The organism is Okibacterium endophyticum (assembly GCF_054780075.1).
Window position 1 is genome coordinate 1 of sequence record NZ_BAAGXA010000001.1, and the last position, 25,338, is coordinate 25,338.

Sequence of the window (25,338 nt, forward strand, 5' to 3'; positions counted from 1 at the left end):
CTCCGCGACGGCACCCTCTATCAAGCTCCGATCCCGATCGCCGCTTGACGAGAACCATAGGGACACCCCCCCCCAGGAGGCCCGTTCCGGCACTGGCCCTTTTACGCAGGTCAGGGGCATCCGGTTATGCAGGTCAGGGGCATCCGGCCCTCGGCACCGTTGGTCAGCCGTGCGTCGCAGCCCATTCGGCGACGCGTCGCGCGCTCTCGTCGGGCGAGATGTCTTCGACGCGCGTCATGATCGACCAGCGCACTCCGAACGGATCGATGATCGAGCTGAAACGGTCGCCGGTGACGAACGTCGACGCGGGCTCACGGATCGTTGCCCCGTTCGCCTCAGCTGCCCGTGTCACCTCGTCGATGTTCGGAACATACAGGGCGAGCGAATAGGTCACACCCTGCCGGGGGTTCGGCGCCGCCAGTCCATAGGACTCGATCGGGTCGCTGATGGTCATCATCCCGCTGCCGAAGTCGAGAACGGCGTGTGCGATCGCGTCACCGAATCGTGTCACGTCGAGAATCCGCGCCCCGAGCACGCGGCTGTAGAAGTCAAGCGCATCCGCTGCCCGGCTGACGACGATGTGGGGAGTGATCGATGTGCTGCCGTGCGGCATTCCGCGGGTCGTGTGTTCTCCGGTGGCCGGTTCTGTGAGCTCGGTCGTGCTGTCGTCTGTGGTGGTTTCTGCATCCATGCCTTCACACTATGGATGGCGGGTCGGCGGCGTCTTGTACTTTTGCGACATGGCTAACGAAGAGCCGCGGTCACGCGGTCACCTGAATCCCGGATCGCCAGGAGTGCGGTTCGATCGGTTCGACCTCGGCCCCGGGTTGTCAGACCTCGTCCGCCATGTCTGGGTCGTCAGGTGGTCGATCGAGGCCGGAGCCCGCACGCAGCGCGTGCTGAGCTATCCGGCCGTCAACGTGGTCTTCGAGGCTGGGCACGCCGGTCTGTACGGGCCGGATCCTCGTGTTGACCTACGGGCGCTCGAGGGGGAGTCGTGGGCCGTCGGCGTTCTCTTCCGCCCGGCAGCGGGGCGTCTTCTGACGTCGACGGAGCCTGCGCGGCTCGTCGGGCGCCGAGAGCAGTGCGCAGATGCTCCTGTGGCGGATGTCGAGCGTGCGATGGGGGAACCGTCAGATTCTGCTCGCGGCCTTCTGGTCGGCATCCTTCATTCGTGGCTGTCGCCTGTCGCGGCGCGGATGGACGATCAGGGTCTTCTGCTGAACGAGATCTGTCGTCTTGCAGAAGAAGAACGGGGAATCACCAGGGCGGCCGAGCTCGCCGAACGTGTCGGTGTGAGTCTGAGGACGCTCGAGAGGCTCGTCAAAGAGGGCATCGGTGTGACACCGAAATGGTTGATCGAGTGCCGGCGGTTGCAGGATGCCGCACGCACGCTGTTCACGGAGCCGCGTGCGGATCTCAGTGCACTCGCCGCTGAACTCGGGTACACGGATTACGCGCACTTCTCGCGGCGTTACAAGCGGGTGCTCGATGAGACCCCGGATGAGACTCGGCGTGAGGGGCGTGAGGGGCGTGAGGGGCGTGAGGGGCGTGGGGGGCGTGAGGGGCGTGAGGCCGCTGCCACTGCCGCGCGTGGGCCAGGTGCGCGCACCGGCGCCGGTGGGAATGCCGTGTGAAACCGGAGGGGTCGGTTTACGTGGGACTACGCTGTTTTTATGAGCACTCGTTCAACACCTGAGGGTCCACCAGCCCGGGTGTGGGTCGCGGCTGTCGCATACACCGTTGCGATCCTGAGCTTGGGAGTCTGGGTGAGTGCCGCGACAGGGCAATGGTTCGCGCTCGTACTGGCGGTCGGCCTCTCTGCGCCGATCGACGTGTTGCTGGTCCGACGTCATCAGCGTCGTATCGCGAGCCGATAACGCACTCGAGGGTCGCAGTCCTCTCCGAGCGTTCGATCGGCCGTCGACGACTGCGGGCGCTGCCGATCCGAAAGAGCCGAGCGCGTTGTGAGTGAGAACCGCGCACGACGCTGGCAGGCGCGCACGACGCTGGCAAAGTCGAGGCAGCCGATCATGCAGCGGTGACGGATCTCTGCACCGAGCGCGAGACCGTGGTCGCCCACAGTACTAGAACATATCTTCGAATGTGTGGTAGGATCGAGCATGGAAAATGATCCGGACGACCACGGCGAAGGCGGCGAGCCGCGCTCTGCCGCTGGTGGTGCGTCTGGTGGTGCTGAGGCTGCCGACGCGAGGTCTGCCGGTGGTGTTCCGGGCGCTGCAGGGTCTACTCGTTCGGTGTCTACTCGTTCGGTGTCTTCTTCCGGTGAGTCTGCTGCTGCTGCTGGTGGGGATGCTGCCGATGCTGGGGTTCCTGGTGGGTTCGAGGTTCAGGGAGCTGCGGTGCCGTGTGAATCTGCGTCGTCTGGATCCGCGTCGTCTGGATCCGCGGTTGGCGGCTCGCGTGCTGATGAGGTGTCTGCGGCGATCGATGCGGTGGCTGAGGCGCATCGCGCTGTTGCCCGGGCGGAGTCTGAGCGTGCTGTCGCGATCGATCGGGCGAGGCGGCTGGCGGAGTCGACGAGGCATCAGGTGGTTGCTGACTCGCATCTGCTGTCGGGTTCGCGGGTGGATGAGCTGGCGTATCGGTCGTTCGTCGCGGAGTTGTCCGCGAGTATTCGGGTGCCGGAGTCGTCGACGCGGGTTCTGATCGAGGAGTCGCGGACGCTGGGCGAGGTGTTGCCCGGCACGGCTGCGGCGTTGGCGGCGGGTGAGATCTCGTATCGGCATGCGAAGCTGATCGTGGATCAGTCCTGGTCGCTGCCCGAGGATGCTGTGGGAGTGTTCGAGGAGCAGTTGCTCCCGGCGGCGCGGGTGATGACCGCGGCCCGGCTGTCGAAGAAGGCGCGGGCGCTGCGTGAGCGGGTGCATCCGGAATCGATCATGGCGCGGCGGGTGAAGGCGGAGCGGGATCGTGGTGTTGACTTGATGCCGGAGCCGGACGGGATGGCGTGGATCGGGTTGCGGCATTCCGCCGATGTGGTGACGGCGTTGTACGACTCGACGATGAGTGTGGCGCGTTCCCTGGCCGGGGCCGATGAGGTGCGGACTGTGCAGCAGATTGCGGCTGATGTGCTCGCCGATGCGATGGTGGCCGGGTTCGTGCTCGGCGGGGCCGACGGCCCCCTCGCCGTAACGGGTGACATCGCAGAAGACACGGCATCGCAGGCGATCGCATCGCAGGCCAGAACCTCGCCGACTGCGAGGGCGGGCGCCGCCCAGGCTCCGGCACGAGGGCAAGGCACGGAAGCCGTGTGCGGCCGGTTCGCCGCCCGCACACGGCTCACGAACTGCATGACCGATCGCACCAGAACGCAGGCTCAGGCGAGTGCGCAGGCTCGGGCGAGTGCGCAGGCTCGGGCGAGTGCGCAGGCTCGGGCGAGTGCGCAGGTTCAGGCGGGCTCGCTGTTATGGATGACCGGTCTCGCGCCGTTGTGGACTCGTCCAGCAACAGCAACAGCCTCGGTGCATGAGGTCTCAGCCCGAGCGTTTCTCACACGGAAGAGATCCCGCCGGCGGGCGAGTGATCTGTTCGCCGATGACGTGCCGGTGAGGGCCGACAGCCGGCGCGAGTTCTCGATCGTTTTCAACGGGTCCCACCACCGCGTGCCCGGCACCCCTCGACGCACGACCCCTCCACCCACTCGGTCACGACCGCCCGTATCGCGCCCTCCCGCGCCAGCGTCGTCACCGGTGTCGTCGATGGTGTCGTCGATGGTGTCGGCGTCGCGGTCCCCATCTTCGCGCGGGTCTGCATCGCCGCCCGGTGCACGCGCAGGTGCACCGGGTGAGGGGTTGTCGCGGTTCCGTCCGGTGCTCGGCGTGGGCGATCGCCGGTTGTCGATTCGTCCGACGGTGCTGGTCACCGTGCCGGCACTGACGCTGCTCGATCACGACGAGAGCCCGGCGACACTCGACGGTTACGGGCCGATCGATCCCGGGACCGCGAAACAGCTCGCGGCGAACGCTCCCTCATTCACGAGACTGCTCACCCACCCCGAGACCGGGGCGGTGCTCTCGGTCGGGCGCGATTCCTACACGGTGCCGGCCGGTCTGAAACGCGCGCTCCGGGTGCGCGACCGAACCTGCCGGTTCCCGGGGTGCAACCGCGGGGCCGAAGGCTGCGATCTCGATCACACAGAAGCCTGGCAGTACGGCGGCGAGACGGCGCTGAACAACCTCGCGCACCTCTGCCGCAAACATCACACGCTGAAACATCAGACCGGATGGGCCGTCGTCCAGCACTCGAACGGCACGATGACCTGGACCTCGCCCCACGGCGCGACCCACACGACACATCCAGAAGAAACAGTGACCTTAGCGGGCTGCCAACGGCCCCGCCGAGAACCCGTCGCGAGCGAAACGGCCGACACCCCGCCCTTCTGAACGGACAGCTCTGAACGGAGAGCTCTGAACTGAACGGACAGTGCTGAACTGAACGGACAGTGCTGAACTGAACGGGACAGCTCTGAACGGGGACAGCTCTGAACGGGGACGGTGCGGGAGTGGGACGGACAGTGCTGAACGGGACAGTTCTGAGCGGACAGTCGGGAACTCCCCTTCGGGACGGATACGTGTCAAGAGCCTGTGCAAACAGACGTGGGCAGCGGCCGCGGGAACAGCATCCGTGCGCGCATGTGAGCCAGCGCCGGACGCCGCAACGAGGACAACGAGACCGAGAGTCACTGAAGCGACGACAAGCAGCAAGTCGTTCATAAGACATCACCGCTTTCCGCAAGCTGGTCTCGCAGAACAGCCCGCGCACGCGAGAGCCGGCTGCGGATGGTCGCAGACGGCTTTCCGAGAATCGTCGCGACTTCTTCCTGCGTGAATCCCTCCCAGTAGACGAGCTCGATGATCTCCCTATCGAGCGGTGAGAGACAGCTGACAAGCTCGCGCACATGCTCGACGAGGTCGGGATCGAACTCGTCTGACGGATGGACACTGCTCGCAGCCAGATCGGCACCCATCGACATGCGGACCCGTTCCGAAAGCGCGGAGCGTCGACGTCGGCCACGCCGGTACTGGGAAAGGATCTTGCGAGCGATGCCGAACAGCCATGCCCTCCGCAGATCCGGCGCAACCGCGTCCCGTTGTTTTGACTTCCAGGCGGCCAGGAACGTCTCGCTCACCAGATCGGCGGCATCCTCCGGCGGCGACACGCGCCGCACGAAGAAGCCGAGGAGCCCGGGGGCTTCCTGACGGAATGCCTCGGCCAGATCGCCGGACGCCAGGGCGGTGTTGTCTCGCACCTGCACGCTCAATGCAGCTGTCCCGTGCAGTCGGAAGTGCCCGCTATCTCGTCGCCGAACACAGCGAGACCCTCAGGGACGTCAGTCTGCCGTGCCATGGCGTCGAAGAACGACACGGAGTCGACGATCTCAGCGGACCATTCGCCCTCGTCGCTCTCGCCTGGAATGAACGGGTTCGCGACGGCATCTTCGTATATGCGCTGGCCGACTCCGCTCCAGTCCTGTGATGTCAGCCATTCGCGAAGCTCCGGGTTCTCTCCGCCGACCACAGAACCCACTCGCAGCGCATACGTGCAGGTGACCTCCACGCCGGTGTCGGTGACGTACTCGATGGGGATCCGCACGTCGGGATCGAAGTATGGGGCGAACACGGCCGCTCCCGCGGTCATCGCGCCCGCAGCGACCACGGCCACCGGGATGAGCCAAAAGCTCCGACGACGCCGCTTTGCTCGGCTGCGTACGGCTTCCGCGCGGGACGCATTGACGAGCGACTCCAATGCGGCTCTCGTGGCAATCGAGGGCTCGTACGACTTCGTGCTGCCGCGCAGCAGCTCATCCACACTCGGCTTGCTCATGACACTCCCATTCCACCAGTGACGGGAGCTCTTCCCCCGTCACCGATGTAATGGCCGGATCAATCGAAAGTGATGCATCGGGCTACCGACCCGTGTTCGCAACCTCCTGGGGAAGTACACCTAGAACAACATCGGCTGCTCCGTCGCCGGCAGCATGCGGGCACCCGACGGTTGTGAACCGTCAGCCGAATCGGCGAACGACACCCTCTCGCCCTCGGTGTTCCTCAGCATCCCGAGTGCCTTGGATCGAACACCGCCGGTTGCCGGATCCTCTCGCCCGCGCTCGAGACCGTGTGCACGAATCAACGGTTTGATGCGCGCTGCGAGCCACTGGCGATACTCCTTGGGTGCGTGCGCCTTCGAGCCGTAGAGGGCAGCATATTTCGGAACGAGCTCCGGATGCTGTCGCTGCAGCCAGTGCATGAACCACGGCTTCACTCCCGGCTTCAAATGGAGAGCCGTGTAGAGAACACGTGTTCCGCCAGCTTCTGCAACCCGCCGCAGTGCCTCGTCCAGATGCGCTCGGCTGTCGGTCAGATACGGCAGGATCGGCATAAGAAAAACCGAGCACTCGAGCCCGGCCTCACGCGCAGCCTTCACCGTCGCCAGGCGCGCGGCCGCCGACGGCGTCCCCGGCTCGATCGACTTCTGCAACTCGTCGTCATAGATCGCTATCGACATCGCCAGATCCACCGGAACCGACTCAGACACCTCGGCAAGCAACCGCAGATCTCGCCGCAGCAGCGTTCCCTTGGTGAGAATCGACAGGGGAGTGCCTGAGTCCCCCAGGGCTCGAACGATGCCGGGCATCAGCTGATACCTGCCTTCGGCCCGTTGGTAGGGATCCGTGTTCGTGCCCAGCGCGACGGGGAACCTGCCCCACGACGCTTTCGACACCTCGCGCCTCAGAACATCGGCCACATTGATCTTCACAACCACCTGATTGTCGAAGTCATCACCGGCGTTGAAGTCCAGATACGTGTGAGTCGGGCGCGCAAAACAATACGCACACGCGTGGGAGCACCCGCGATACGGATTGATCGTCCAGCCGAACGGCATCTCGGACCGGGTCGGGACGCGGTTGAGCGCGGACTTCGCCATCACCTCGTGAAAGGTGACGCCATCGAACTCCGGTGTCTTCACCGTGCGCACGAGATTGCTGAGTGCGGCGAGCCCGGGCAGCGCGGCCGACGACTCTTCATTAACAAGCTGACCCGTCCATCGCATGAACTCAGTAGAACATATCTTCGACATGTATGCGAGCAATTCTGAGGAGTTCTCGAAATTCGGCGTCGCCGTCTCTTGAGTCCTCGTGTGATCTGCGTACTGTTAACAGCACGTAGAGATGCACGGTAAAGGCCCCCAGAACCCGGTCGATCTGCGAGTGAGGCCGAGTTCTGGGGGCTATCCACGGGTGTGGCGCGATCAGGTCATCGCAGAAGCATCCCGGTCGTGACGCACAGACACAGCCCGACGATCCAGAAGGCGATGACGAACACCCCGTCACGCACCCGCCACGGCACGAGATGCCGTTCCGTGCGAGTCTCGTGCGCACCGAACGCTCGCGAATCCATCGCCAGGGCCACCCTCTCCGCATGTCTGATCGCCCCGGCGAGCAACGGCACCAGATAACCGATGCCGCGTCGCACACTCGCGACCGGACCGCGGCCCCCAGCGACACCCCGCACACGGTGTGCCGCCCGAATCACCCCGAGCTCATATCGAAACCTGGGAACGAATCGATAGGCGGCGAGAGCCGTGTATCCCACCCGATACGGCACACGCAGCTGCTGCACCATGGAACGCACCAGATCAGGGCCCGTTGTGGTGAGGCCCGCGATCAGCGCCAATCCGAGCAGGGCACCGAACCGCGCAGCGGTCGCCACACCGATGAGCCAGTCGCCGAGCGAATATCGAAAGTCTCCGAGTTGCACCAGGGTGACCTGGTCCTCAGTCGTGCCGGCATCCGCCCATACACCGAAACTCACCGAGAGCAGAAAGAGGATGCCGGGGATCACCAGATACAGCGTCAGGGCACGTCGCGCGGTCAGTCGCGCCCCGACGCTCACCAGCAGAATGGCGAGAGCCAGAAAACCGAGCGGCGTCACGACATCGCGCACGAAGATGAGGTACACCATAAATGGAACCGGCGCGGCGAGCTTCGCCAGCGGGTTGAGCCGATAGAGAAAGTAGCGCGCACCCGCGTCGTAGCGATGGTTGTAAGGGTCACGCGCAGGCGAGACGGGGGTCGTGACCGTGCTCATCCCTGCCACCCGGGAAGATCTCGCAGACGCGAGATCCTCTGCCACGACGGATGTCTCGTGAGGCCGCGCATGGCCCTCGCCAGCGGCGGCAGGCGGAGTCCGGCTCCCTCGATGAGCTCATCGTCGGCCATGATGTCTGCGGTGGCGCCCACCGCCCTCAACACGCCGTCGGCGAGGACGGCCACGTGGGTCGCATATTCGGTCACGAGCTGCATGTCGTGCGTGACGGTGATGACTGTGGTTCCCTGCTGATGCAGCTGAGACAACAGCCCGAGCAGCTCGTCGGCCCGTTCCCGATCCTGGCCGAAGGTCGGTTCGTCGAGTGCGAGCACGGGGGCACCGGCGATGAGCGCGGTCCCCACAGAAAGCCGCCGCTTCTGGCCGCCCGACAGCAGAAACGGATGCACGTCGCGCAGATGCTCAAGACCGAAGCGCGCGAGCATCTCGTCCACACGATCGTCGGCGCTTCTCCCGCCGTCCCCTCCGTGTCGATCGGCAACGCCCGTCGCGTGATGTCGCAGCCCGTGGGCGAGTTCATCCGCTACGGTGTGTGCGACGAACTGGTGCTCCGGGTTCTGGAAGACGAACCCGATGTGCCCCGCGAGTGCTCGCACGTCGCTCGTCGCCGGATCCAGCTCACCGACGCTCACTCGCCCCTTCGGTGGCGCCACGACTCCGGCGATGGCCTGCAGCAGCGTCGTCTTGCCCGCGCCGTTGGCGCCGATGATCGCGAGAAAGTCACCCGGTTCGACAGACAGCGTGACATCTCGCAGCACTGTTGTTCTGCCCCGTGTGACCGAGAGGCGCCGCACTGTCACGGCACCGGCCGGCATGGGCACCGGCAGGCGGTGGACGCGCGGGTCTCGGTGTGCTGCAGGCGGCTCGACCGCGGGCAGAGATCGGATGCCGTTGAGCTCTGTCGTGAGCTCGGCAGGCGTCAGGGGGCGTTCGGCGAGGGTGAGTCCGCCGCGTTCCAGCGTGAGCGCGGCGATGGTCGCAACAGGCAGCCAGACGCCCAACTCACTCACCTCGACGGCGCGTCTGGCCAGAATCTCGCGTGGCGTTCCGCTGAGTGCGACCCGCCCTTCCCTGTCGAGAACGACGACGCGATCGACGATGTCCATGGCGGCGTCGAGGTTGTGCTCGATGAGCAGGATGGACCTGCTGCCTTCTGCGACGACGTCGGCGAGCGTCCGATACACCTCGGTCGTGCCCACCGGGTCCAGGTTCGCCGTGGGCTCGTCGAGAACGAGAAGGTCAGACCCCATGGCGAGAGCACACGCGATGGCGAGGCGTTGCCGGCCGCCGCCGGAGAGAACATCCGGATTGTCCGCACGTCGTTCCCAGAGCCCTACGGCACGGAGCGCCGATTCGGCCCGTTCGAGCACAACAGGCAGGGGCAGGAGCAGGTTCTCGGGTCCGAAGCAGACCTCGTCGAACAGGGTTCCGGTGACGATCTGGGAGTCCGGGTCCTGAAAGACCATCGCGACGTGCTCGCTGAGCTGCGGCACAGAGGCATCCGTCGTCACGATGCCGGCCGTCTGGATCGTGCCATCGACCTCCGCTGCCAACGCGTGCGGGATCAGCCCGTTGGTCGCCAGGGCAAGAGTCGATTTTCCGCAACCTGACGGGCCGAGCAGCAGCACCACCTCGCCGGCTCCGACGTCGAACGACACCCCGCCGGGGGTGAAATCGGCGCGCTCGTCGTGGCGGATGCGCACGTCGAGCATCCGCAACGGCGGTGGCGGCGCGTTCGTCACGCTGAGTCTGAGGTCATGCGGTGACCGACATCAACGCGGACTCGTTGCGAGCACTCGTGCGGCGTGTGTCGATCTCGTGCTGCAGACCCCTGGCCACACCTGTTTTATCGAGGTTGTGTGCGACGACCCGACCGAGCCAGGTGAAGAGCAGGGGGCTCAGAGCGAAGAGGCCGAAATAGACGGCAGCGAACCACCCCGTGTGCTTCTCGAATCCCATCGCATACATCACACCGCCGCCGAAGAGGGCGCCGGCGATCACCGCGGTCAGATAGAACACCCATGGTTTCCAGTACCGGTAACGCCCGATCAGGAACGGGACCTCTTGAAGGACGCCGACCCCCACTCCTGTTGCGAGATAGACGAAGAAGAGAGGGGGAGTGAACGTGCCAGAGACGAGGCCGGCGACAAAACCGCTCAGCACGGCGACTCCCCCGCGCCGAAGCAACGACTGGGCGATCACACCGGGCAGAAAATACACACCGACGAGCACGCCGTAGACCACGGGGAGCGTCGATGCGATGAGGATGTCGATGTAGCTGCTCCCGATGAAAACGAGTCCCCCGGCCACACCGATCGCCGCGCAGGTGAGCAGAAGGCGAGTGCTGGTGTTTCGCATTTCGGTGGCTTTCGGGTCTGTCTCGGTGAGCGCCGGATCGCACTCAGTTTAGTTTAGGCTGTCCTTAGCGGGCAATGGACGTGGGGAAGAGAGCTCCAGCGGTTCGACTATCGTAGGTTTCGTCGAGAGGTTGCCGGTATGCGCACGAGAACGACGCGGGTCATCCGCGGTCTGTTCGCTGCGTCGATCGCAACCTTCTTCGCTGCCTTCTCCCACGGGGTGGCCGGCGCTGAAGCGCCCGGCTTCTTCTCGCTCTCTGTGGCGTTCACCGCTTCTGTCTTCATCTGCACAGCACTCGCCGGGCGCACCGCGTCGACCTGGCGCCTGGCCATCGCGGTGGGCTTGAGTCAGGTTGCGTACCACACCCTGTTCTCCTTCGTGCCGGCCTCAGGCGCGCTCCAGGTGTCGGATGCCGGTGCGCTCGCCGGCGAGGGCGCCCACGTGCACTCTCAGACGATGATTCACCTCGATGCGGTCGTCACGCAGCATGCCCACTCCTCCGACGCCCTGATGTGGGTGAGCCATATCGCCGCCGCGTGCGTCACCCTCGGCGCGTTGCGCTACGGAGAGCACGTTGCGCTCGGACTGTTCCAGAGTCTTCGGCTTGCCGTGCTCGCCCTGTTCGGGGCGATCGTCGCCGTCGCCCCGCAACAACTGATCGTGCCGCTGATGCACGATCGCCGTGGCGTGCAGGCATTCCCCGCCGTTCTGCTGTCGACGATGAGACGCAGGGGCCCTCCGGCAGGCCGGTGCCGGGTGCGCGGGTTTGCAGTCCTGCCGCTCCCTCGTGTTTCCGCCCTCCATGCGAGAGGCATTCTGGCGTAGCGCCGTGCGCGCGTCGCCCTGCCGCACGCGCATCGGGTGGTGACTCTCTCATCGCCAATCCGGTCAGAGCAGTTCACGCTGCCGGCCACCAGCAGGAAAGCCAGTTTTGATGACCACCACAACGACCAAAACCACCAGAAAAACGGCGAGGCTGGGCCTCGTCTCCGCCGGCGCGGCACTCGGCACAGCCGCGCTTGTGCTCGCCACCCCGCTCGCCGCGAGCGCCCATGTCGGCGTCACACCGTCGTCAACCGCAGCGGGCTCGAGCACAGTGCTCACCTTCAGCATCCCGCACGGGTGTGATGGAGCATCCACCACACAGCTCACGTTCGAGATTCCCGACCGGATTTCCTCCGTCACCCCCACGGTGAATCCGAACTGGACCATCGAGAAGGTGTCGGAAGGCGACAGGGTGTCTTCAGTCGTCTACACAGCTGTCACCCCTCTCGACGACGGATACCGTGACGCGGTCGAGCTCTCGCTTCATCTGCCTGAAGACGCTGAGGGCGAGACCATCGCCTTCCCGGTGACCCAGACCTGTGAGGTGGGCGAGATCGCGTGGACCGAGATCGCCGGAGCCGGAGAAGACCCGCACGACCTCGAGTCGCCCGCGCCCGCGATCACCGTGACGGCGGCAGAAGACGATGCGCACTCGCATCACACAGCGCCCGCGGACGACGGCGCAGCCGCCACAGATGATGCCGCCGCAGCGACAGTGGTTGACGCAAGCGACCCGCTCGCCAGGGGTCTCGGCGCCGCCGGTGTTGTGCTGGGCGCCGCCGCGGTTGTGCTGCTCAGTGTCCTTCTGCTCCGTCGCGGGTCATCCGGCCGCACCTCTCGCCCGAACACAGAGGACTGACCATGCGAATGCACCGGCGCCCCACCCGGGGCAGTGCCGTCGGCGCCGCCCTCGGCCTTGTGCTCGGCGTGATGGGCGTGCTCGTCGCTGCCGGGCCCGCGCAGGCACACAACTACGTGGTGTCGACGAACCCAGAGGCGGGAACGGTGGTGACCGAACAGCCGGGCGCCGTCGGCATCACCACAAACGATGCGCTGCTCGAGGCGGGTGGTGACGGCAACACCATTCAGATCAGCGGCCCGGGAGGTGCGTACTACGGCGACGGCTGCACGCTCGTCGACGGGCCGACCGCGAGTATGCAGGCCGTGCTCGGCGAGCCCGGGCAGTACACCGTCGTCTGGCAGGTCGTCTCGACCGACGGGCATCCGGTGTCGGGCCAGTTCGACTTCAGCTGGCAGCCCGCCGAGGGGCAGGATCTCGCAGAGCCGAGCGCCGAGCCTCCCGTGTGCGGGGGGCAATCGGCACCGGGAACGGCACCCGATGCGACCGGACAGCCAGACGAAGCGAGCTCGGCGCCACCCGAGGGGGCGCAGACCGCGCGGCCGACCGAGCCGGCTGGGGCAGGACAGGACAACGACGCCGCGACGGCCGTCGGTGTCGTTGTGGGGATCGGTTCCGCTCTCGCCGTGCTCGCGATCGCCGCGGTGATCGTGGTGCTGGTCTCGCGCCGCCGGTCGAAGCGCTCACCGGGCGAATCCGCCGGGAGCGCCGACGACGATCATCGTTCGGGCCCTTCCCCGGAGTAACCGGCCGGGCGTGAGCCTGGCCGCTACGTCCACAGCGAGAGCCGGCGGCATCCGTTCCGCACAGAAGAGCGGATGCCGCCGGCCGCGTCGGACGCCTTGACTAGTGTTGACGGCGTGCCGACGTCACAATAGAGAGGTGATCGCGTTGACCGAACCGCAGACCTGGACCGTGATCGGGGTGCTCGCCGCGACGCTCGTCGGATTCCTGAGCGTGGTCGTCGTCCTCTTCACGCGCACGATGGCCGCTGAGTTCACGACGATCCGTGCCGAATTCGGAACGATCCGTGCCGAGTTCCGGCAGGAGATGGGTGGCCTGCGTGCAGAGATGGGCAGCATGCGCACCGAGATGAATCTCAGGTTCGAGTCCGTCGACACGAGGTTCGACGCGGTCGAGAAGAAAGTGGGCGACCTCGATCGCGACGTGCACATCCTGACCCGGCGAGCGCTCGGGTTCGACAACACGGACACGTGACGGAGTTGTCGATCAGCTCCGCCCCGGTGAGCGGCACGGGCGAAGTGACCGAAGACGCGCTCTCCGTCCTGCACCGGGTCTTCGGCTACGACTCGTTCCGCGGCGAGCAGCAGCAGATCGTCGATCATCTGATCGCCGGCGGCGACGCCGTCGTGCTGATGCCCACAGGTGCGGGCAAGAGCCTCTGCTACCAGATTCCGTCACTCGTGCGAGAGGGCACGGGTGTTGTGGTGTCGCCGCTCATCGCACTGATGCAAGACCAGGTCGACGCCCTCACCGCCGTCGGTGCGCGTGCTGCGTTCCTCAACTCGACGCAGGACCAGGCCGAACGCAGCCGGGTGGAACGCGCATATCTCAACGGTGAACTCGACCTTCTCTACGTTGCCCCCGAGCGACTCGTCCACGAGCAGACGAAGCGGTTTCTCGCCGGCGGCCGGATCGCGCTCTTCGCCATCGACGAGGCCCACTGCGTCTCGCAGTGGGGCCACGACTTCCGGCCGGACTACCTCTCGCTGGGCGACCTGGCCGAGCGCTGGCCAGATGTGCCGCGCATCGCGCTGACCGCAACGGCCACCCGCGCCACGCACGGTGAGATCACCGAACGGCTTCGTATGCACAGTGCGCGGCATTTCGTGGCGAGCTTCGACCGGCCGAACATCCAGTACCGCATCGTGGCCAAGAACGAGGTGCGCAAACAGCTCGTCGAGTTCATCCGCACAGAATTCACCGGCACAGAGTTCACGGGCACGGAGTTCACGGGCACAGAGGGCACGCACCGGGCGGGAATCGTCTACGGGCTCAGCCGCAACACGGTGGAGAAGACCGCAGAATACCTGCGCGCCCGCGGCATCAACGCGCTGCCGTACCATGCGGGGCTGGATGCCGCGACCAGGCAGCAGACGCAGGCTCGCTTTCTGCGTGAAGAGGGTGTTGTGATCGTCGCGACCATCGCCTTCGGCATGGGCATCGACAAGCCAGACGTGCGCTTCGTCGCGCACATCGACCTGCCGAAGAGCGTTGAGGGGTATTACCAGGAGACCGGTCGTGCCGGTCGTGACGGTGAGCCCTCCGTCGCCTGGCTCGCATACGGACTGCAAGACGTTGTGCAGCAGCGCCGTATGATCGACCAGTCGCCTGGGGATCTCGCTCACAGGCGCCGGCTGTCCGCGCATCTCGATGCCATGCTCGCCCTCTGCGAGACCGTCGACTGCCGCCGTGTGAACCTTCTGCGCTACTTCGGTCAGGACGCTGAGCCCTGCGGCAACTGCGACACCTGCCTGGCGCCGCCCGAGGTGTGGGACGGCACCATTCCGGCCCAGAAACTGCTGTCGACAGTGGTGAGGCTGAAGCGCGAACGCAACCAGGAGTTCGGGGCAGCCCACCTCATCGACATCCTGCGCGGAAACGAGACCGACCGCGTGAAGCAGTGGAGGCACAATGAACTCGCGACGTGGCGCATCGGCGCTGACCTGAGCGAGCAGCAGTGGCGCGGCGTGGTGCGCCAGCTGCTCGCACAGCAGCTTCTCGCGCCGCGCGGCGAATACGGCACACTCGGGCTCACCGAGACGAGTGGCGAGGTGCTCTCCGGTGCACGTCGGGTCTCGATGAGACGGGAGCCGGAGCGGGTGGCCCGCGTGCGCGCCGCCGGCCGCGGCGCGGCATCCGTCGACCTTGCAGCGGCCGATGCCCCCCTCTTCGAAGCACTGCGAAAGTGGCGGGCAGCAGAGGCCAAAGAGCAGGGTGTGCCCGCATACATCGTGTTCGGTGACGCGACGTTGCGGGCGGTTGCGACGGCGCGTCCATCGCGTGTGGACGAGCTCGACGGCATCAGTGGCATCGGTGAGAAGAAGCGCCAGGCATACGGCGAGGCGCTCGTCGGCGTCGTCGCGGAATTCGTTGACGGCTGAGTCCGGCGGCGTGTGAGCGTTTTGTGCGTTCTCACAATCGAGCGGTTAATGCCCCGCGTCTGTTTGTAGGCCGTTCACGGGCCGCTTTCAACGGCGCTATCGTGCTCATAGCGTGGGAGGACCAGACCACAGGATGAGGATCGACGATGGTTGACACTGCCAAGAGCAATGCCGCACGGGGTAAGACACCGGGCAACTCAGCACGGACCACAACAGCAGAGACGACGACGGGGCAGAGCACAGTCCAGAGTAAGGATGCGGACGCCGTGGCGGTCGCGAACGTGCGCGAGAAGGTCGACACGGGGCCGATCGAGGTGCGTCCGACGGTCGGTGTCGATGTGGCCGCGCTCGGTGAGCAGCTGCTCGGCACCTGGGCAGACCTCCGCCGCTCCTCGCGAGCGCTTGCAGCCCGTGAGGAGATGCAGCGTATCGAAGGGCAGGGCATGGACGAGCACCGCGAGCGTGTGCTCGGGCAGCTGAAGCTGCTGGTCGACGACGGCCAGGTGCACCGGGCGTTCCCGAAGCGGCTCGGCGGAGCCGAAGACGCGGGCGGAAACATCGCCGGCTTCGAAGAGCTCGTGACCGCCGACCCGTCGCTGCAGATCAAATCGGGTGTGCAATGGGGCCTGTTCGGAGCGGCTGTTCTGCACCTCGGCACCGAAAAACACCATGACCGGTGGCTCCCTGGAATCATGAGCCTCGACATCCCCGGTGCGTTCGCGATGACGGAGACCGGGCACGGGTCAGACGTCGCGGCGATCGGAACGACGGCCACCTATGATCCCGGGACCCGGGAGTTCGTGATCAACACGCCCTTCAGGGGAGCGTGGAAGGACTACCTCGGCAACGCTGCGAAGCACGGTGTTGCGGCAGTGCTGTTCGCGCAGCTCATCACCCGCGGTGTCAACCATGGTGTGCACGCCTTCTATATCGAGATCCGCGATGCCGACGGCGCCTTCTTGCCGGGCATCGGCGGAGAGGACGATGGTCTGAAGGGCGGGCTCAACGGCATCGACAACGGCCGCCTGCACTTCACCGACGTTCGCATTCCACGTGACAATCTGCTGAACCGCTACGGCGACGTCGCCGAAGACGGCACCTACACCTCGCCGATCTCGAGCCCTGGCCGCCGCTTCTTCACGATGCTCGGAACCCTCGTGCAGGGGCGCGTCTCCCTCGACGGAGCCGCCACCGCGGCATCCGCCGTCGGCCTCGCCATCGCCGTGACCTATGGCAACCAGCGCCGCCAGTTCACGGCGGGTTCAGACACAGACGAAGAGGTACTGCTCGACTACCAGCGGCACCAGCGTCGCCTTCTGCCCCGACTCGCACAGACCTATGCGCAGACGTTCGCGCACGACGAGCTGCTCGTGAAGTTCGACGAGGTGTTCAGCGGAACCAACGACACCGACGAGAACCGGCAGGATCTCGAGACCCTCGCCGCTGCTCTGAAGCCGCTCTCGACCTGGCATGCCCTCGACACCCTGCAGGAGTGCAGGGAGGCCACCGGTGGTGCGGGGTTCCTCACCGAGAACCGGCTGACGAGCCTGCGGGCAGATCTCGATGTCTATGTGACGTTCGAGGGTGACAACAACGTTCTGCTCCAGCTGGTCGCGAAGCGGTTGCTCACGGACTACTCGAAGAAGTTCACGGGCGCAGATGCAGGTGCTCTCGCACGGTATGTCGTCGAGCAGGCCGCGGGCAAGGCGTACCACGGCACAGGGCTCCGGAGCCTGGGACAGACGTTAAAGGATCTCGGTTCGACAGCGCGATCCGTCGGTCAGCTGCGTGAGACGGCTGTGCAGCGTGAGCTGCTCACCGATCGTGTCGAATCGATGATCGCGGATGTCGCCCAGCAGCTTCGCCCGGCATCCAGACTCGGCAAGAAAGAGGCGGCCGAGCTCTTCAACTCGAAGCAGAATGAACTCATCGAAGCTGCGCGCGCGCACGGCGAGCTTCTGCAGTGGGAGGCCTTCACCGAGGCTGTGGAGAACTGCGCACACGACGGCACGACGCAGGTGCTCACCTGGTTGAGAGACCTCTTCGGACTCAGCCTGCTCGAACGCCATCTGGCCTGGTATCTTATGAACGGTCGGCTCTCCGCGCAGCGGGCGCAATCGGTCGGCGCCTACATCGATCGCCTGGTGGCGCGGCTTCGGCCGCACGCGCAAGACCTGGTGGACGCCTTCGGCTATGAGCAGGCGCACCTGCGGGCGGCCGTGGCGAGCGGTGCGGAGCTCGAGCGTCAGAACGAGGCTCGTGAGTACTATCGGGCGCTGCGAGCGTCTGGTGATGCTCCTCTCGACGAGAAGTCGCTCTCCGTGAAGAAGAAGTGACCTCCTTCGCCTGTCGACTCTAGCGGCGGTCGAGCTTGTCGAGACCCCACCCGGTGGTCGTGCTTGTCGAGACCCTCGAGCGTCGAACCCACTGACGATGAGGGAGGTTTCGACACGGTCGCTCGTTCCTCGCGGCCTGCTCAACCACCGGTGTGGTGGCTCAGCGGTGGTCGAGCCTGTCGAGACCATCGGCGATACTGGGAGAATGATGGTGATCGGCTCGGTTCGGTTCGCGTTCCTCGTTCTTCGTCGGCAGGGGAAGCACCCTGATGTCTGACGCGCTGTCGCTCGGATCACCACTCTGGCTCGGCATCGTCGCGGTCATGCTCATCGTGATGATCGGTCTGTTCGTTGTGCGGTCCCGAAGCCTCTTCGGCGAGAGCGGTCGACGGCGGTTCGACACCACGGAGATTCCCGCAGATGTCGCCGGAGCTCGGGAATACATCGTGAGAGACGACCGCACGGGGGCGAGCCTGCAGTTCTCGACCCTCGAGGGGCACGGCCGCGTTCTGCGGCTCGATGTTCCGCGGCGCCACGAACAGAAAGACGTTGAACTCGAGCTCTTCGCCGTCGCCCTGCGGGTGACCGTCGAGCGCGAGGGGGGCGCATGTCGGATCTGGACCTGGCCGGCGGTCGGTCCAGCCCTCGCGACCCGGATCGGCGCCTTCGCCCGGTCGAGGCCGGACCTCGAACTCTACGACCATCTCGGTGTGCTCTACAGCTAGTTGCGCTCACGGGGGCTCGCAGGCCCGTGCGCGCATACGCTCAGAGCAGGAACAGCGCCACAAAACCGAGGATCAGCGAGAGCACCCCGACACCGATCAGAATCAGCGTCAGCAGCCTGAACACCCGAACGCCGTGCCCTGTTCGTTCCAGACGCATCCGCTCGGGATGCTTCGAGTTGTAAAAGACACGAAAGCTCTCGCTCCGGCCGAGCATACGTCGCTCCTCGGGCGTGAGCGTCCGTTCGTGGAGAGACCCATCGTCGACGATCCATCGTGCGATACGGCCGTCTTCCACCCGGACGGCATCCGTTTCGTGCCACGTTCCAGAGGTGACCCGCGCGATCAGCCAGCAGAAGAGAAAAACCGCGCCGAGCGAGAAACCGAACCAGCTGAACAGTTCAGCAGCTGTGCCGATCGCATGCCAGGGACTCACGACCTCATTCATCCGGGTCTCGCTCTCGGGCGGATCGATGTGCTGACACACGACAAAGCTACTGGACAACGCCTCGCTCGCGCCGTGCAGCACGACCGAGTCGTGGTGGATGCGCGCCCTGGTGGGCGAAACATCCATCCGATGCGCACAGAAGCCGAATGGTACCGGGGGATGACCCGGGCGCACGAAGTATGCACCGGAGGAGGACGCCGGCGCTCGAAGAGCTTCGTAGTGTCGAGCCATGATCGAAGCACAGGCCCTCACCAAGCAGTACGGCGCGAAGACCGCCGTCAACAACATCTCGTTCACCGTCAGGCCAGGACTCGTCACCGGATTCCTCGGACCGAACGGCGCAGGCAAATCCACGACCATGCGGATGATCGTCGGACTCGACAGCCCCACCACCGGATCGGTGACCGTCAACGGCACTCAGTACCGACGGTTTCGGTCGCCGCTCACCGAGGTCGGTGTGCTGCTCGACGCCAAGGCCGTGCACACCGGCCGCACCGCATACAACCACCTGCTCGCGCTCGCGGCGACCCACGGCATCCCCAAGCGTCGCGTCACCGAGGTCATCGAGCTCACCGGACTCCAATCGGTCGCACGCAAGAGGGTCGGCGGATTCTCGCTCGGCATGGGGCAGCGCCTCGGCATAGCCGCCGCGCTTCTGGGCGACCCTCAAACGCTCGTTCTCGACGAACCCGTGAACGGGCTCGACCCCGAGGGTGTGAAGTGGGTGCGCTCACTGGTGCGTTCAGTCGCGGCTGAAGGTCGTACAGTGCTGCTGTCGAGCCACCTTATGAGCGAGATGGCACTCACGGCAGACCACATCATCGTGCTGGGCAAGGGGCGTGTGATAGCGGATGCCTCGGTGGATGACATCGTTGCACAGTCCACCCAAGAGATGGTCAGGGTGCGAAGCCCTCGTGCAGCCGAGCTGTTGTCGTCACTCGAGCATCCGAGCATCACGGTGACCCAGATCGACGCGCAACACCTCGAGGTCACCGGAATTCCAGCATCCGCGGTCGGCGAGATCGCCGCACGCACGGGAGTCGCGCTGCACGAACTCACCTCCGTCAAGGCGTCGCTCGAAGACGCGTACATGAACCTCACTCAGAACCACGTGGAGTACCGCACCGGCGGAACACACGAATCGCTCGAAATGGAGACATCCCGATGACCGCCACCCTCGTTTCCGGGACCCGAGCCCGTGGGGAGAGCTCGCCCGTCGCACACCTCTCGTTCGCCGGGGTGCTGAACTCCGAATGGATCAAGCTGCGCACCCTGCGCTCCACCATGTGGTCATTCGCACTCATCGTTCTTGTCGCCCTCGCGTTGGGGATCACGATGGCAGCCACCTTCGGTGATCCGCTGAGCGCTCAGGCGCCAGAAGACGTTCGCGTTTCGATCACCGTGACGATAGTGATCGCGAGCACAGTCCTCGCCCAGCTCATCGCCGCAGTCCTCGGCGCGCTCACGATCTCCGGTGAGTACTCCACGGGGATGATCCGTTCGACGTTGGCCGCCGTTCCGACCCGCCTGCCCGCGCTCTTCGCCAAGGCGATAGTGCTCGGCGCGACGACGTTCGTCGTCGGGATCATCGGGACCACGCTGACATTCTTCGCCACGTTGGGGTTGAGGGCAGACAAGGGCATGGACGTCGCTTTGACGAACCCCGATGTCTACATGCCGATGCTCGGCGCTGCCGCCTACATCGCCCTGGTGGCTGTTTTCGCCCTCGGACTCGGAGCCCTCATCCGTTCATCGGCAGGTGCGATCGCCGCCGCCATCGGCCTGATTCTGGTACTCCCGCTCGTGCTGGGTCTCATCCCGGCCGATTGGGCGTCCGACACGGCTCCCTACCTGCTGCTGAACGCGGGGAACGAGTTGATCGGCCTATCATCGAGTGACGAGCCGAGAGGCACGTGGGAGCTCATGGGGATCATCATCGCGTGGCCCGTCGCCACCATGTTCGCCGGAACCATAGCTCTTGCACGGAGGGACGCCTGAGGATGACCGACGACAGCTCCCCGGCGACTGCACGGCCTGCGCAGCAGGATGTCGCCGGGGAGCTTCGTCTGCCGAAGGCGCCGGGGGTGATCCGCTCATTCTTCGCACGGCATCCGCGATTCACAGACATCCTCGTTCTGCTGATCTATGCGGTTCCCCAGGGGATCAGCGTTCTGTATGAGATCTTCAACCGGCATGACATCGTCGGGGCGCTGAGCGCTCTGATCGCGGGTCTCGGTGTGGGGGCGCTGTTGTTGCTGCGCCGCAGGTGGCCTGTGGTTCTGGCCGTCGTGTCGATCACCGCCGCCGTGGTCTTCGTCGGCCGGGACAACGACTCGAGCGTGGTCGCCGTATGCATCGCCGTGTATACGAGCGCTGTCTACGTCAGTGTGCGGGCCGCGTGGATCTCGTTCGGAATCGGTTCGGTCGCGTACACCCTCGCGGCGATCGTGATGGACCCCGTCTCGGGGATCTCCTGGTACAGCATCGCACTGCCGGTCATCATGTTCCTGTTGATAGCAGCCCTCATCGGCATCAACGTCGGAAACCGAAAGCGCTACATCGCCGCGCTCGTCGACCGTGCTGCCCAGCTTGTGCGCGAACGCGACCAGCAGGCGCAGCTCGCCGCGGCATCCGAACGGTCTCGGATCGCCAGAGAGATGCACGACATCGTGGCGCACAGTCTCTCGGTGATGGTGCGTCTCGCAGACGGCGCCGAGGCGGTCGCCGCGTCGGATCCCGAGACCGCCCTCGGCGCTATGCGGAACATCGGTGCCACAGGGCGAAAGTCGCTTGCCGAGATGCGGCGTCTTCTCGGTGTGCTGCGCGATGAAGAGGGCGCGCTCGCCGCGACTGCGCCGCAGCCCACGCTCGACGAACTCGGCGACCTGGTGCAGAGCTACCGCTTCGCCGGACTCCCTGTGCGAGTGCAGACGAGTGGAATCGCGCCGACGGCTGAAGGCGTGCAGGTCGCGGTGTACCGCGCCGTGCAAGAGACGCTCACGAACGCACTGCGTTACGCCAGAGCGCCGAGCGACGTGCTCGTGAGCCTGGACTACAGCGGTCGGGGTGTTGTTCTCACCGTCACCGATGACGGTGCAGGCGGCCAGGCGACAGAGTCCGTCGGCTCGGGCCGCGGACTCATCGGAATGGCCGAGCGTGCGGCGCTGTATGGCGGTACGGTCGAGAGCGGACGGCGACCCGGGGGCGGATGGCGCGTGCGGATGACCATGCCAGAAGCAGGAGAAGACGAGTGAAGACGATTCGAGTGATGCTCGTCGACGACCAGGACCTGCTGCGCGCCGGGCTCGCGATGGTGCTGCAGGCGCAGCCAGACATCTCGGTGATCGGAGAAGCCGCAGACGGCGGCACAGCCGTCGAACGGGCGAGGGAACTCGAACCGGATGTCATTCTGATGGACGTGCGGATGCCGTCGATGGACGGCATCGAGGCGACGCGCAAGATCGTGGCGGAGAAACCCGCTTCGAAGATCATCATCCTCACCACCTTCGATCTGGACGAGTATGCGTTCGGCGGTCTGAACGCCGGAGCGAGCGGGTTCCTGCTGAAGGACGCACCGCCCGCTGAACTGCTCGGCGCGGTGAGGGCGGTGGCGAGCGGAGAGGCGAGTGTGTCGCCGAGGATCACACGCAGAATGCTCGAGCTCTTCGGGGGCAGGCTGCCAGACCGATCGCCCGCGCTGGCATCCGGACGACTCGAGGTGCTGACAGAACGCGAACGCGGGGTGCTCGTCGCCATCGGTGAAGGGCTGTCGAACACCGAGATCGCCGCGCGGCTCTACCTCAGCGAATCGACGGTGAAAACGCACGTGGGGCGAATCCTGCACAAGCTCGCGCTGCGCGATCGTGTGCAGGCGGTCATCCTCGCCCACAAAGAAGGACTCGTCTGACGATCGAGCCTGCGACCGTGCCTCTGGATCGCGGTCAGATACCGCGATCCACCATGTCGAGCAGGCGCGTGGTCGCGCTCTCGATCATGTCGGGCGTCAGGCCCCGCAGCGGCCCGTCGATGACCAGCATTCCGAGGCCGTGCACACTCGACCAGGCCTCGAACTCTGCGCCCCGGCGCCGGTCGGCGGGGAGCACACCGGCGGCCGTCAGCGCATCGAGTGCGGCACCGAGCACCTGAAACGGCGTTCGGCCTCTTTCGCCCGCTTTGTCTGGTGAACCCGCTTCGCTCAGGTCATGGGGGATCGTGAATGCCGCACGGAACAGCCCGGGCTCCTCGCAGGCGAATGCGATGTACGCCTCTCCGACCGCACGCAGCTGCCGCCGAGCATCGGTGGCGGGATCGCCGCTGTCGGGGAGGGCGGCAATCGCCTCCTCCATACGATCGGCGACTCGTCCTTGGCAGGCGGCCGAGACGGCCTCGAGCAACGCGTGCCTGTCGGTGAAGTGCCGATAGGCGGCATTGGGAGAGACGCCGACGCGTCGTGTCGCCTCACGGAGCACAACGGCGTCAGGTCCGCCTTCTCGTGCAAGCTCGACCCCCGCCTCGAGAAGAGCCTCGCGCAGGTCCCCGTGGTGGTAACTGGCCCGGCCCTCTGGCCTCGTCGTAGTCACATCGGCACTCTCCCTCGTGTACGGCACGATTCGATCATGCCAGTGTTGACGGCGTAGACATAGTGGGCGCAGCGGGGGAAACGGGCGCAGGGCAGCTCGTTGTCGTGGGAGAGGAAGCAGGATGCCCGCCGGGTGCTTTTCCGACGGCGATTCATAGACTGAAGGCATGTGGCTTTCATCCAGACGACGACAGGCCGACCCGGCGGAACATCCGGAGCCGGGGCGGCCAAGCCCCTGGAGTGACCTGCTCGGACGCGCAGGCATCCGCAGCGCACAGGTGATCCTTGTCCTGGTGCTCGCCATCGGCGTCGTCTACGCGATGGTGCAGCTGAAGCTGGTCGTGATCCCCGTGCTCATCGCGCTGATCGTCGCGTCGGCCATGAGCCCGCTGGTCAACTCCATGCAACGACACAACGTGCCGCGTATGCTCGGCACGTGGACGGCGCTGCTGGGGGCGATAGTCGTGTTCGGCGGGGTCATCACCGCCATCGTCTTCGCCGTTCGCGCGGAGTGGGACGAGCTCGTCGACGGCGCCGTCGACGGTGTGAACGCCCTGCAGGATTGGCTGCTCAGCCTGTCGCTGCCGATCGACGAGGAGCAGTTTCGAGCCGCGAGGGATGCGATCGTCGACTTCGCCACGAGCAGCCAGTTCGGCTCGGGCGCACTCGCCGGTGTGTCCGCCCTCACCGAGGTGCTCACCGGGCTGGCGCTCGTTGTTGTGATCCTGTTCTTCTTTCTGAAAGACGGCGACCGCATCTGGGCGTTCCTCATCACCCGGCTTCACGGTGAGAACAAGGCGAAGGCCATTCGTTCGGGACACCGGGTGATCGAGGTGCTCGGCGGTTATGTGAGGGGAACATCGATAGTGGCAGCTGTCGATGCCATCGTGATCGGCGTCGCTCTCGCCATCATGCAGGTTCCACTTGCCCTGCCCCTCGCCGTGATCGTCTTCATCGGAGGGTTCATCCCGATCGTGGGCGCAACCGTCGCCGGCATACTGGCTGCGCTCGTCGCGCTCGTCGCGAGCGGTCCGTTCGCGGCCCTGATCGTTGTGATCGTTGTGATCGCCGTCAACCAGCTCGAGGGAAACCTGCTTCAACCGATCGTGATGGGCAGGTCGCTCAAGCTGCACGCCCTGGTGATCCTGCTTGCTCTGGCCGTCGGCACGATACTCGGAGGAATCATCGGTGCGATCGTCGCCGTCCCGATCGCGGCGTCCACCTGGGCCGTGCTCAAGATCTGGTTCGGGTCAGACGAGTCAGCCGCGCTCACGAACGAGGCGGCAGGCCACCGGGCGTGACGGCGGCTCTGATATGTCAGAATCCGATAGTCGGCTCTGATACCCAGAACTGATCGTCAGAAGTCGAAACCGCCCATGTCGAAGCCGCCGGCATCACCGCTCGCCTCTGACCCCGTCTCTGCCCCCGTCTCTGCCGAGCCGGAATCCTGTGTAGCGGCATCGTCGGACGTCGCGTCACCCTCCGCGCCGAGGGGCGGAAGAAACGAACTGACCAGCGCAGACCCGATCACATAACCGGCCACGGTGCCGAGCAGCGAACCGCCGACCATGCTCCCGAAGCTCGGCCCGTTCTGACGGCCGTCCTGCCCGGCCGGCGCCATTGACCGCTCAAGGGTGCCCGGCTGGCGCAGCTCCGATCGCGTCGCCGACTGTGCAAGCGACGCGGCATCGTTCCCCCTCGGCTGCTCGCCGTTCGGCGCATTCCGGGTGAGCTGCTGGAACAGAAGGTCGCGTTGCCGCTCGGTTAATCTGCCGAAGGCCTCTCGGTGCACCTCTTCGATGGTCTCCGGTGGCGCCGTGCGCAAGAGATAGTTGTAGCGTTCGACGGCGATCTCGTCGTCTGTCCGTGGTCGGGGTCGCTGCTGTCCGACCTGATTCCGGTTGCCGGGTGAGTCCTGTTCGTCGCGGCCGAGAAGGCGGTCGAGAAATCCCATGTG

25 protein-coding genes are annotated in these 25,338 nt (G+C 65.7%); 15 read left to right on the top strand and 10 right to left on the bottom strand.

Features of this window, described 5'->3' with window-relative positions; genetic code table 11:
* Nucleotides 1-163: 163 nt before the first annotated feature.
* Nucleotides 164-691, bottom strand: coding sequence for a VOC family protein (locus tag ACYVF5_RS00005; RefSeq protein ID WP_460942022.1), 528 nt, complete (start codon nucleotides 689-691; stop codon nucleotides 164-166).
* Nucleotides 692-740: 49 nt separating this feature from the next.
* Between ACYVF5_RS00005 and ACYVF5_RS00010 the strand changes: the two genes are divergently transcribed.
* The 3 genes from ACYVF5_RS00010 (at nucleotide 741) to ACYVF5_RS00020 (ending at nucleotide 4,406) form a co-directional block, all read left to right on the top strand.
* Nucleotides 741-1,637, top strand: coding sequence for an AraC family transcriptional regulator (locus ACYVF5_RS00010; RefSeq protein WP_460942024.1), 897 nt, complete (start codon nucleotides 741-743; stop codon nucleotides 1,635-1,637).
* 39 nt (nucleotides 1,638-1,676) lie between these two features.
* Nucleotides 1,677-1,880, top strand: coding sequence for a hypothetical protein (locus tag ACYVF5_RS00015; RefSeq protein ID WP_460942026.1), 204 nt, complete (start codon nucleotides 1,677-1,679; stop codon nucleotides 1,878-1,880).
* Nucleotides 1,881-2,363: 483 nt separating this feature from the next.
* Nucleotides 2,364-4,406 (top strand): HNH endonuclease signature motif containing protein, encoded by a 2,043-nt coding sequence (locus tag ACYVF5_RS00020; RefSeq protein ID WP_460942028.1) that lies wholly within the window; start codon nucleotides 2,364-2,366, stop codon nucleotides 4,404-4,406.
* 326 nt (nucleotides 4,407-4,732) lie between these two features.
* Here the strand turns inward: ACYVF5_RS00020 and ACYVF5_RS00025 are convergent, their stop codons facing one another.
* The 6 genes from ACYVF5_RS00025 to ACYVF5_RS00050 form a co-directional block, all read right to left on the bottom strand.
* Entirely contained in the window at nucleotides 4,733-5,272 is a 540-nt protein-coding gene (locus ACYVF5_RS00025) for an RNA polymerase sigma factor (protein WP_460942030.1), read from the bottom strand.
* Between the two features lie 8 nt (nucleotides 5,273-5,280).
* Nucleotides 5,281-5,847 carry a hypothetical protein gene (locus ACYVF5_RS00030; RefSeq protein WP_460942032.1) on the bottom strand — a complete coding sequence of 189 codons (567 nt, stop codon included), beginning with the start codon at nucleotides 5,845-5,847 and terminating at the stop codon, nucleotides 5,281-5,283.
* Nucleotides 5,848-5,967: 120 nt separating this feature from the next.
* Complete coding sequence (locus ACYVF5_RS00035) at nucleotides 5,968-7,074, bottom strand: Rv2578c family radical SAM protein (protein WP_460942034.1); 1,107 nt, start codon at nucleotides 7,072-7,074, stop codon at nucleotides 5,968-5,970.
* A 203-nt stretch (nucleotides 7,075-7,277) separates the two neighbouring features.
* Nucleotides 7,278-8,111 carry an energy-coupling factor transporter transmembrane component T family protein gene (locus ACYVF5_RS00040; RefSeq protein WP_460942036.1) on the bottom strand — a complete coding sequence of 278 codons (834 nt, stop codon included), beginning with the start codon at nucleotides 8,109-8,111 and terminating at the stop codon, nucleotides 7,278-7,280.
* Entirely contained in the window at nucleotides 8,108-9,871 is a 1,764-nt protein-coding gene (locus ACYVF5_RS00045; RefSeq protein ID WP_460942038.1) for an ABC transporter ATP-binding protein, read from the bottom strand. The genes ACYVF5_RS00040 and ACYVF5_RS00045 overlap by 4 nt, the downstream gene beginning before the upstream one ends.
* A 13-nt stretch (nucleotides 9,872-9,884) precedes the next feature.
* A complete protein-coding gene (locus ACYVF5_RS00050; RefSeq protein WP_460942040.1) occupies nucleotides 9,885-10,487 on the bottom strand; it encodes an ECF transporter S component in 603 nt (200 codons plus the stop codon).
* Between the two features lie 138 nt (nucleotides 10,488-10,625).
* On the opposite strand from ACYVF5_RS00050, the gene ACYVF5_RS00055 reads away from it, so the two are divergent.
* The 7 genes from ACYVF5_RS00055 (at nucleotide 10,626) to ACYVF5_RS00085 (ending at nucleotide 18,357) form a co-directional block, all read left to right on the top strand.
* The gene (locus tag ACYVF5_RS00055; RefSeq protein ID WP_460942042.1) at nucleotides 10,626-11,312 is read left to right on the top strand and encodes a hypothetical protein; all 687 of its coding nucleotides are present in this window, start codon (nucleotides 10,626-10,628) and stop codon (nucleotides 11,310-11,312) included.
* Between the two features lie 109 nt (nucleotides 11,313-11,421).
* The gene (locus ACYVF5_RS00060; protein WP_460942044.1) at nucleotides 11,422-12,171 is read left to right on the top strand and encodes a YcnI family copper-binding membrane protein; all 750 of its coding nucleotides are present in this window, start codon (nucleotides 11,422-11,424) and stop codon (nucleotides 12,169-12,171) included.
* Between the two features lie 2 nt (nucleotides 12,172-12,173).
* Nucleotides 12,174-12,917: a copper resistance CopC family protein gene (locus tag ACYVF5_RS00065; RefSeq protein ID WP_460942046.1), complete on the top strand. Its 744-nt coding sequence runs from the start codon at nucleotides 12,174-12,176 to the stop codon at nucleotides 12,915-12,917.
* A 145-nt stretch (nucleotides 12,918-13,062) separates the two neighbouring features.
* Nucleotides 13,063-13,389, top strand: coding sequence for a hypothetical protein (locus ACYVF5_RS00070; protein ID WP_460942048.1), 327 nt, complete (start codon nucleotides 13,063-13,065; stop codon nucleotides 13,387-13,389).
* Nucleotides 13,390-13,400: 11 nt separating this feature from the next.
* Nucleotides 13,401-15,296, top strand: coding sequence for a DNA helicase RecQ (gene recQ, locus ACYVF5_RS00075; protein WP_460942134.1), 1,896 nt, complete (start codon nucleotides 13,401-13,403; stop codon nucleotides 15,294-15,296).
* 146 nt (nucleotides 15,297-15,442) lie between these two features.
* Complete coding sequence (locus ACYVF5_RS00080; RefSeq protein WP_460942050.1) at nucleotides 15,443-17,632, top strand: acyl-CoA dehydrogenase family protein; 2,190 nt, start codon at nucleotides 15,443-15,445, stop codon at nucleotides 17,630-17,632.
* 269 nt (nucleotides 17,633-17,901) lie between these two features.
* On the top strand, nucleotides 17,902-18,357 hold the full coding sequence (locus ACYVF5_RS00085) for a hypothetical protein (RefSeq protein WP_460942052.1): 456 nt from the start codon (nucleotides 17,902-17,904) through the stop codon (nucleotides 18,355-18,357).
* Between the two features lie 40 nt (nucleotides 18,358-18,397).
* Here ACYVF5_RS00085 and ACYVF5_RS00090 read toward each other — a convergent pair whose 3' ends face one another.
* A complete protein-coding gene (locus tag ACYVF5_RS00090; RefSeq protein ID WP_460942054.1) occupies nucleotides 18,398-18,928 on the bottom strand; it encodes a hypothetical protein in 531 nt (176 codons plus the stop codon).
* Nucleotides 18,929-19,031: 103 nt separating this feature from the next.
* Between ACYVF5_RS00090 and ACYVF5_RS00095 the strand changes: the two genes are divergently transcribed.
* From ACYVF5_RS00095 to ACYVF5_RS00110, 4 genes are read left to right on the top strand one after another with little or no spacing between them, the layout of a single operon-like run.
* On the top strand, nucleotides 19,032-19,970 hold the full coding sequence (locus tag ACYVF5_RS00095) for an ABC transporter ATP-binding protein (RefSeq protein WP_460942056.1): 939 nt from the start codon (nucleotides 19,032-19,034) through the stop codon (nucleotides 19,968-19,970).
* Entirely contained in the window at nucleotides 19,967-20,800 is an 834-nt protein-coding gene (locus tag ACYVF5_RS00100; protein ID WP_460942058.1) for an ABC transporter permease subunit, read from the top strand. Before ACYVF5_RS00095 ends, ACYVF5_RS00100 begins: the two co-directional genes overlap by 4 nt.
* Nucleotides 20,801-20,802: 2 nt before the next feature.
* Nucleotides 20,803-22,056: a sensor histidine kinase gene (locus ACYVF5_RS00105; protein WP_460942060.1), complete on the top strand. Its 1,254-nt coding sequence runs from the start codon at nucleotides 20,803-20,805 to the stop codon at nucleotides 22,054-22,056.
* A 14-nt stretch (nucleotides 22,057-22,070) separates the two neighbouring features.
* Nucleotides 22,071-22,709 carry a response regulator gene (locus tag ACYVF5_RS00110; RefSeq protein ID WP_460942136.1) on the top strand — a complete coding sequence of 213 codons (639 nt, stop codon included), beginning with the start codon at nucleotides 22,071-22,073 and terminating at the stop codon, nucleotides 22,707-22,709.
* Between the two features lie 34 nt (nucleotides 22,710-22,743).
* Here ACYVF5_RS00110 and ACYVF5_RS00115 read toward each other — a convergent pair whose 3' ends face one another.
* Nucleotides 22,744-23,382 carry a TetR/AcrR family transcriptional regulator gene (locus ACYVF5_RS00115; protein WP_460942062.1) on the bottom strand — a complete coding sequence of 213 codons (639 nt, stop codon included), beginning with the start codon at nucleotides 23,380-23,382 and terminating at the stop codon, nucleotides 22,744-22,746.
* A 166-nt stretch (nucleotides 23,383-23,548) separates the two neighbouring features.
* Between ACYVF5_RS00115 and ACYVF5_RS00120 the strand changes: the two genes are divergently transcribed.
* Nucleotides 23,549-24,682 (top strand): AI-2E family transporter, encoded by a 1,134-nt coding sequence (locus ACYVF5_RS00120; protein WP_460942064.1) that lies wholly within the window; start codon nucleotides 23,549-23,551, stop codon nucleotides 24,680-24,682.
* A gap of 56 nt (nucleotides 24,683-24,738) precedes the next feature.
* On the opposite strand, the gene ACYVF5_RS00125 is transcribed toward ACYVF5_RS00120, so the two are convergent.
* Nucleotides 24,739-25,335 carry a hypothetical protein gene (locus ACYVF5_RS00125; protein WP_460942066.1) on the bottom strand — a complete coding sequence of 199 codons (597 nt, stop codon included), beginning with the start codon at nucleotides 25,333-25,335 and terminating at the stop codon, nucleotides 24,739-24,741.
* Between the last annotated feature and the right edge of the window lie 3 nt (nucleotides 25,336-25,338).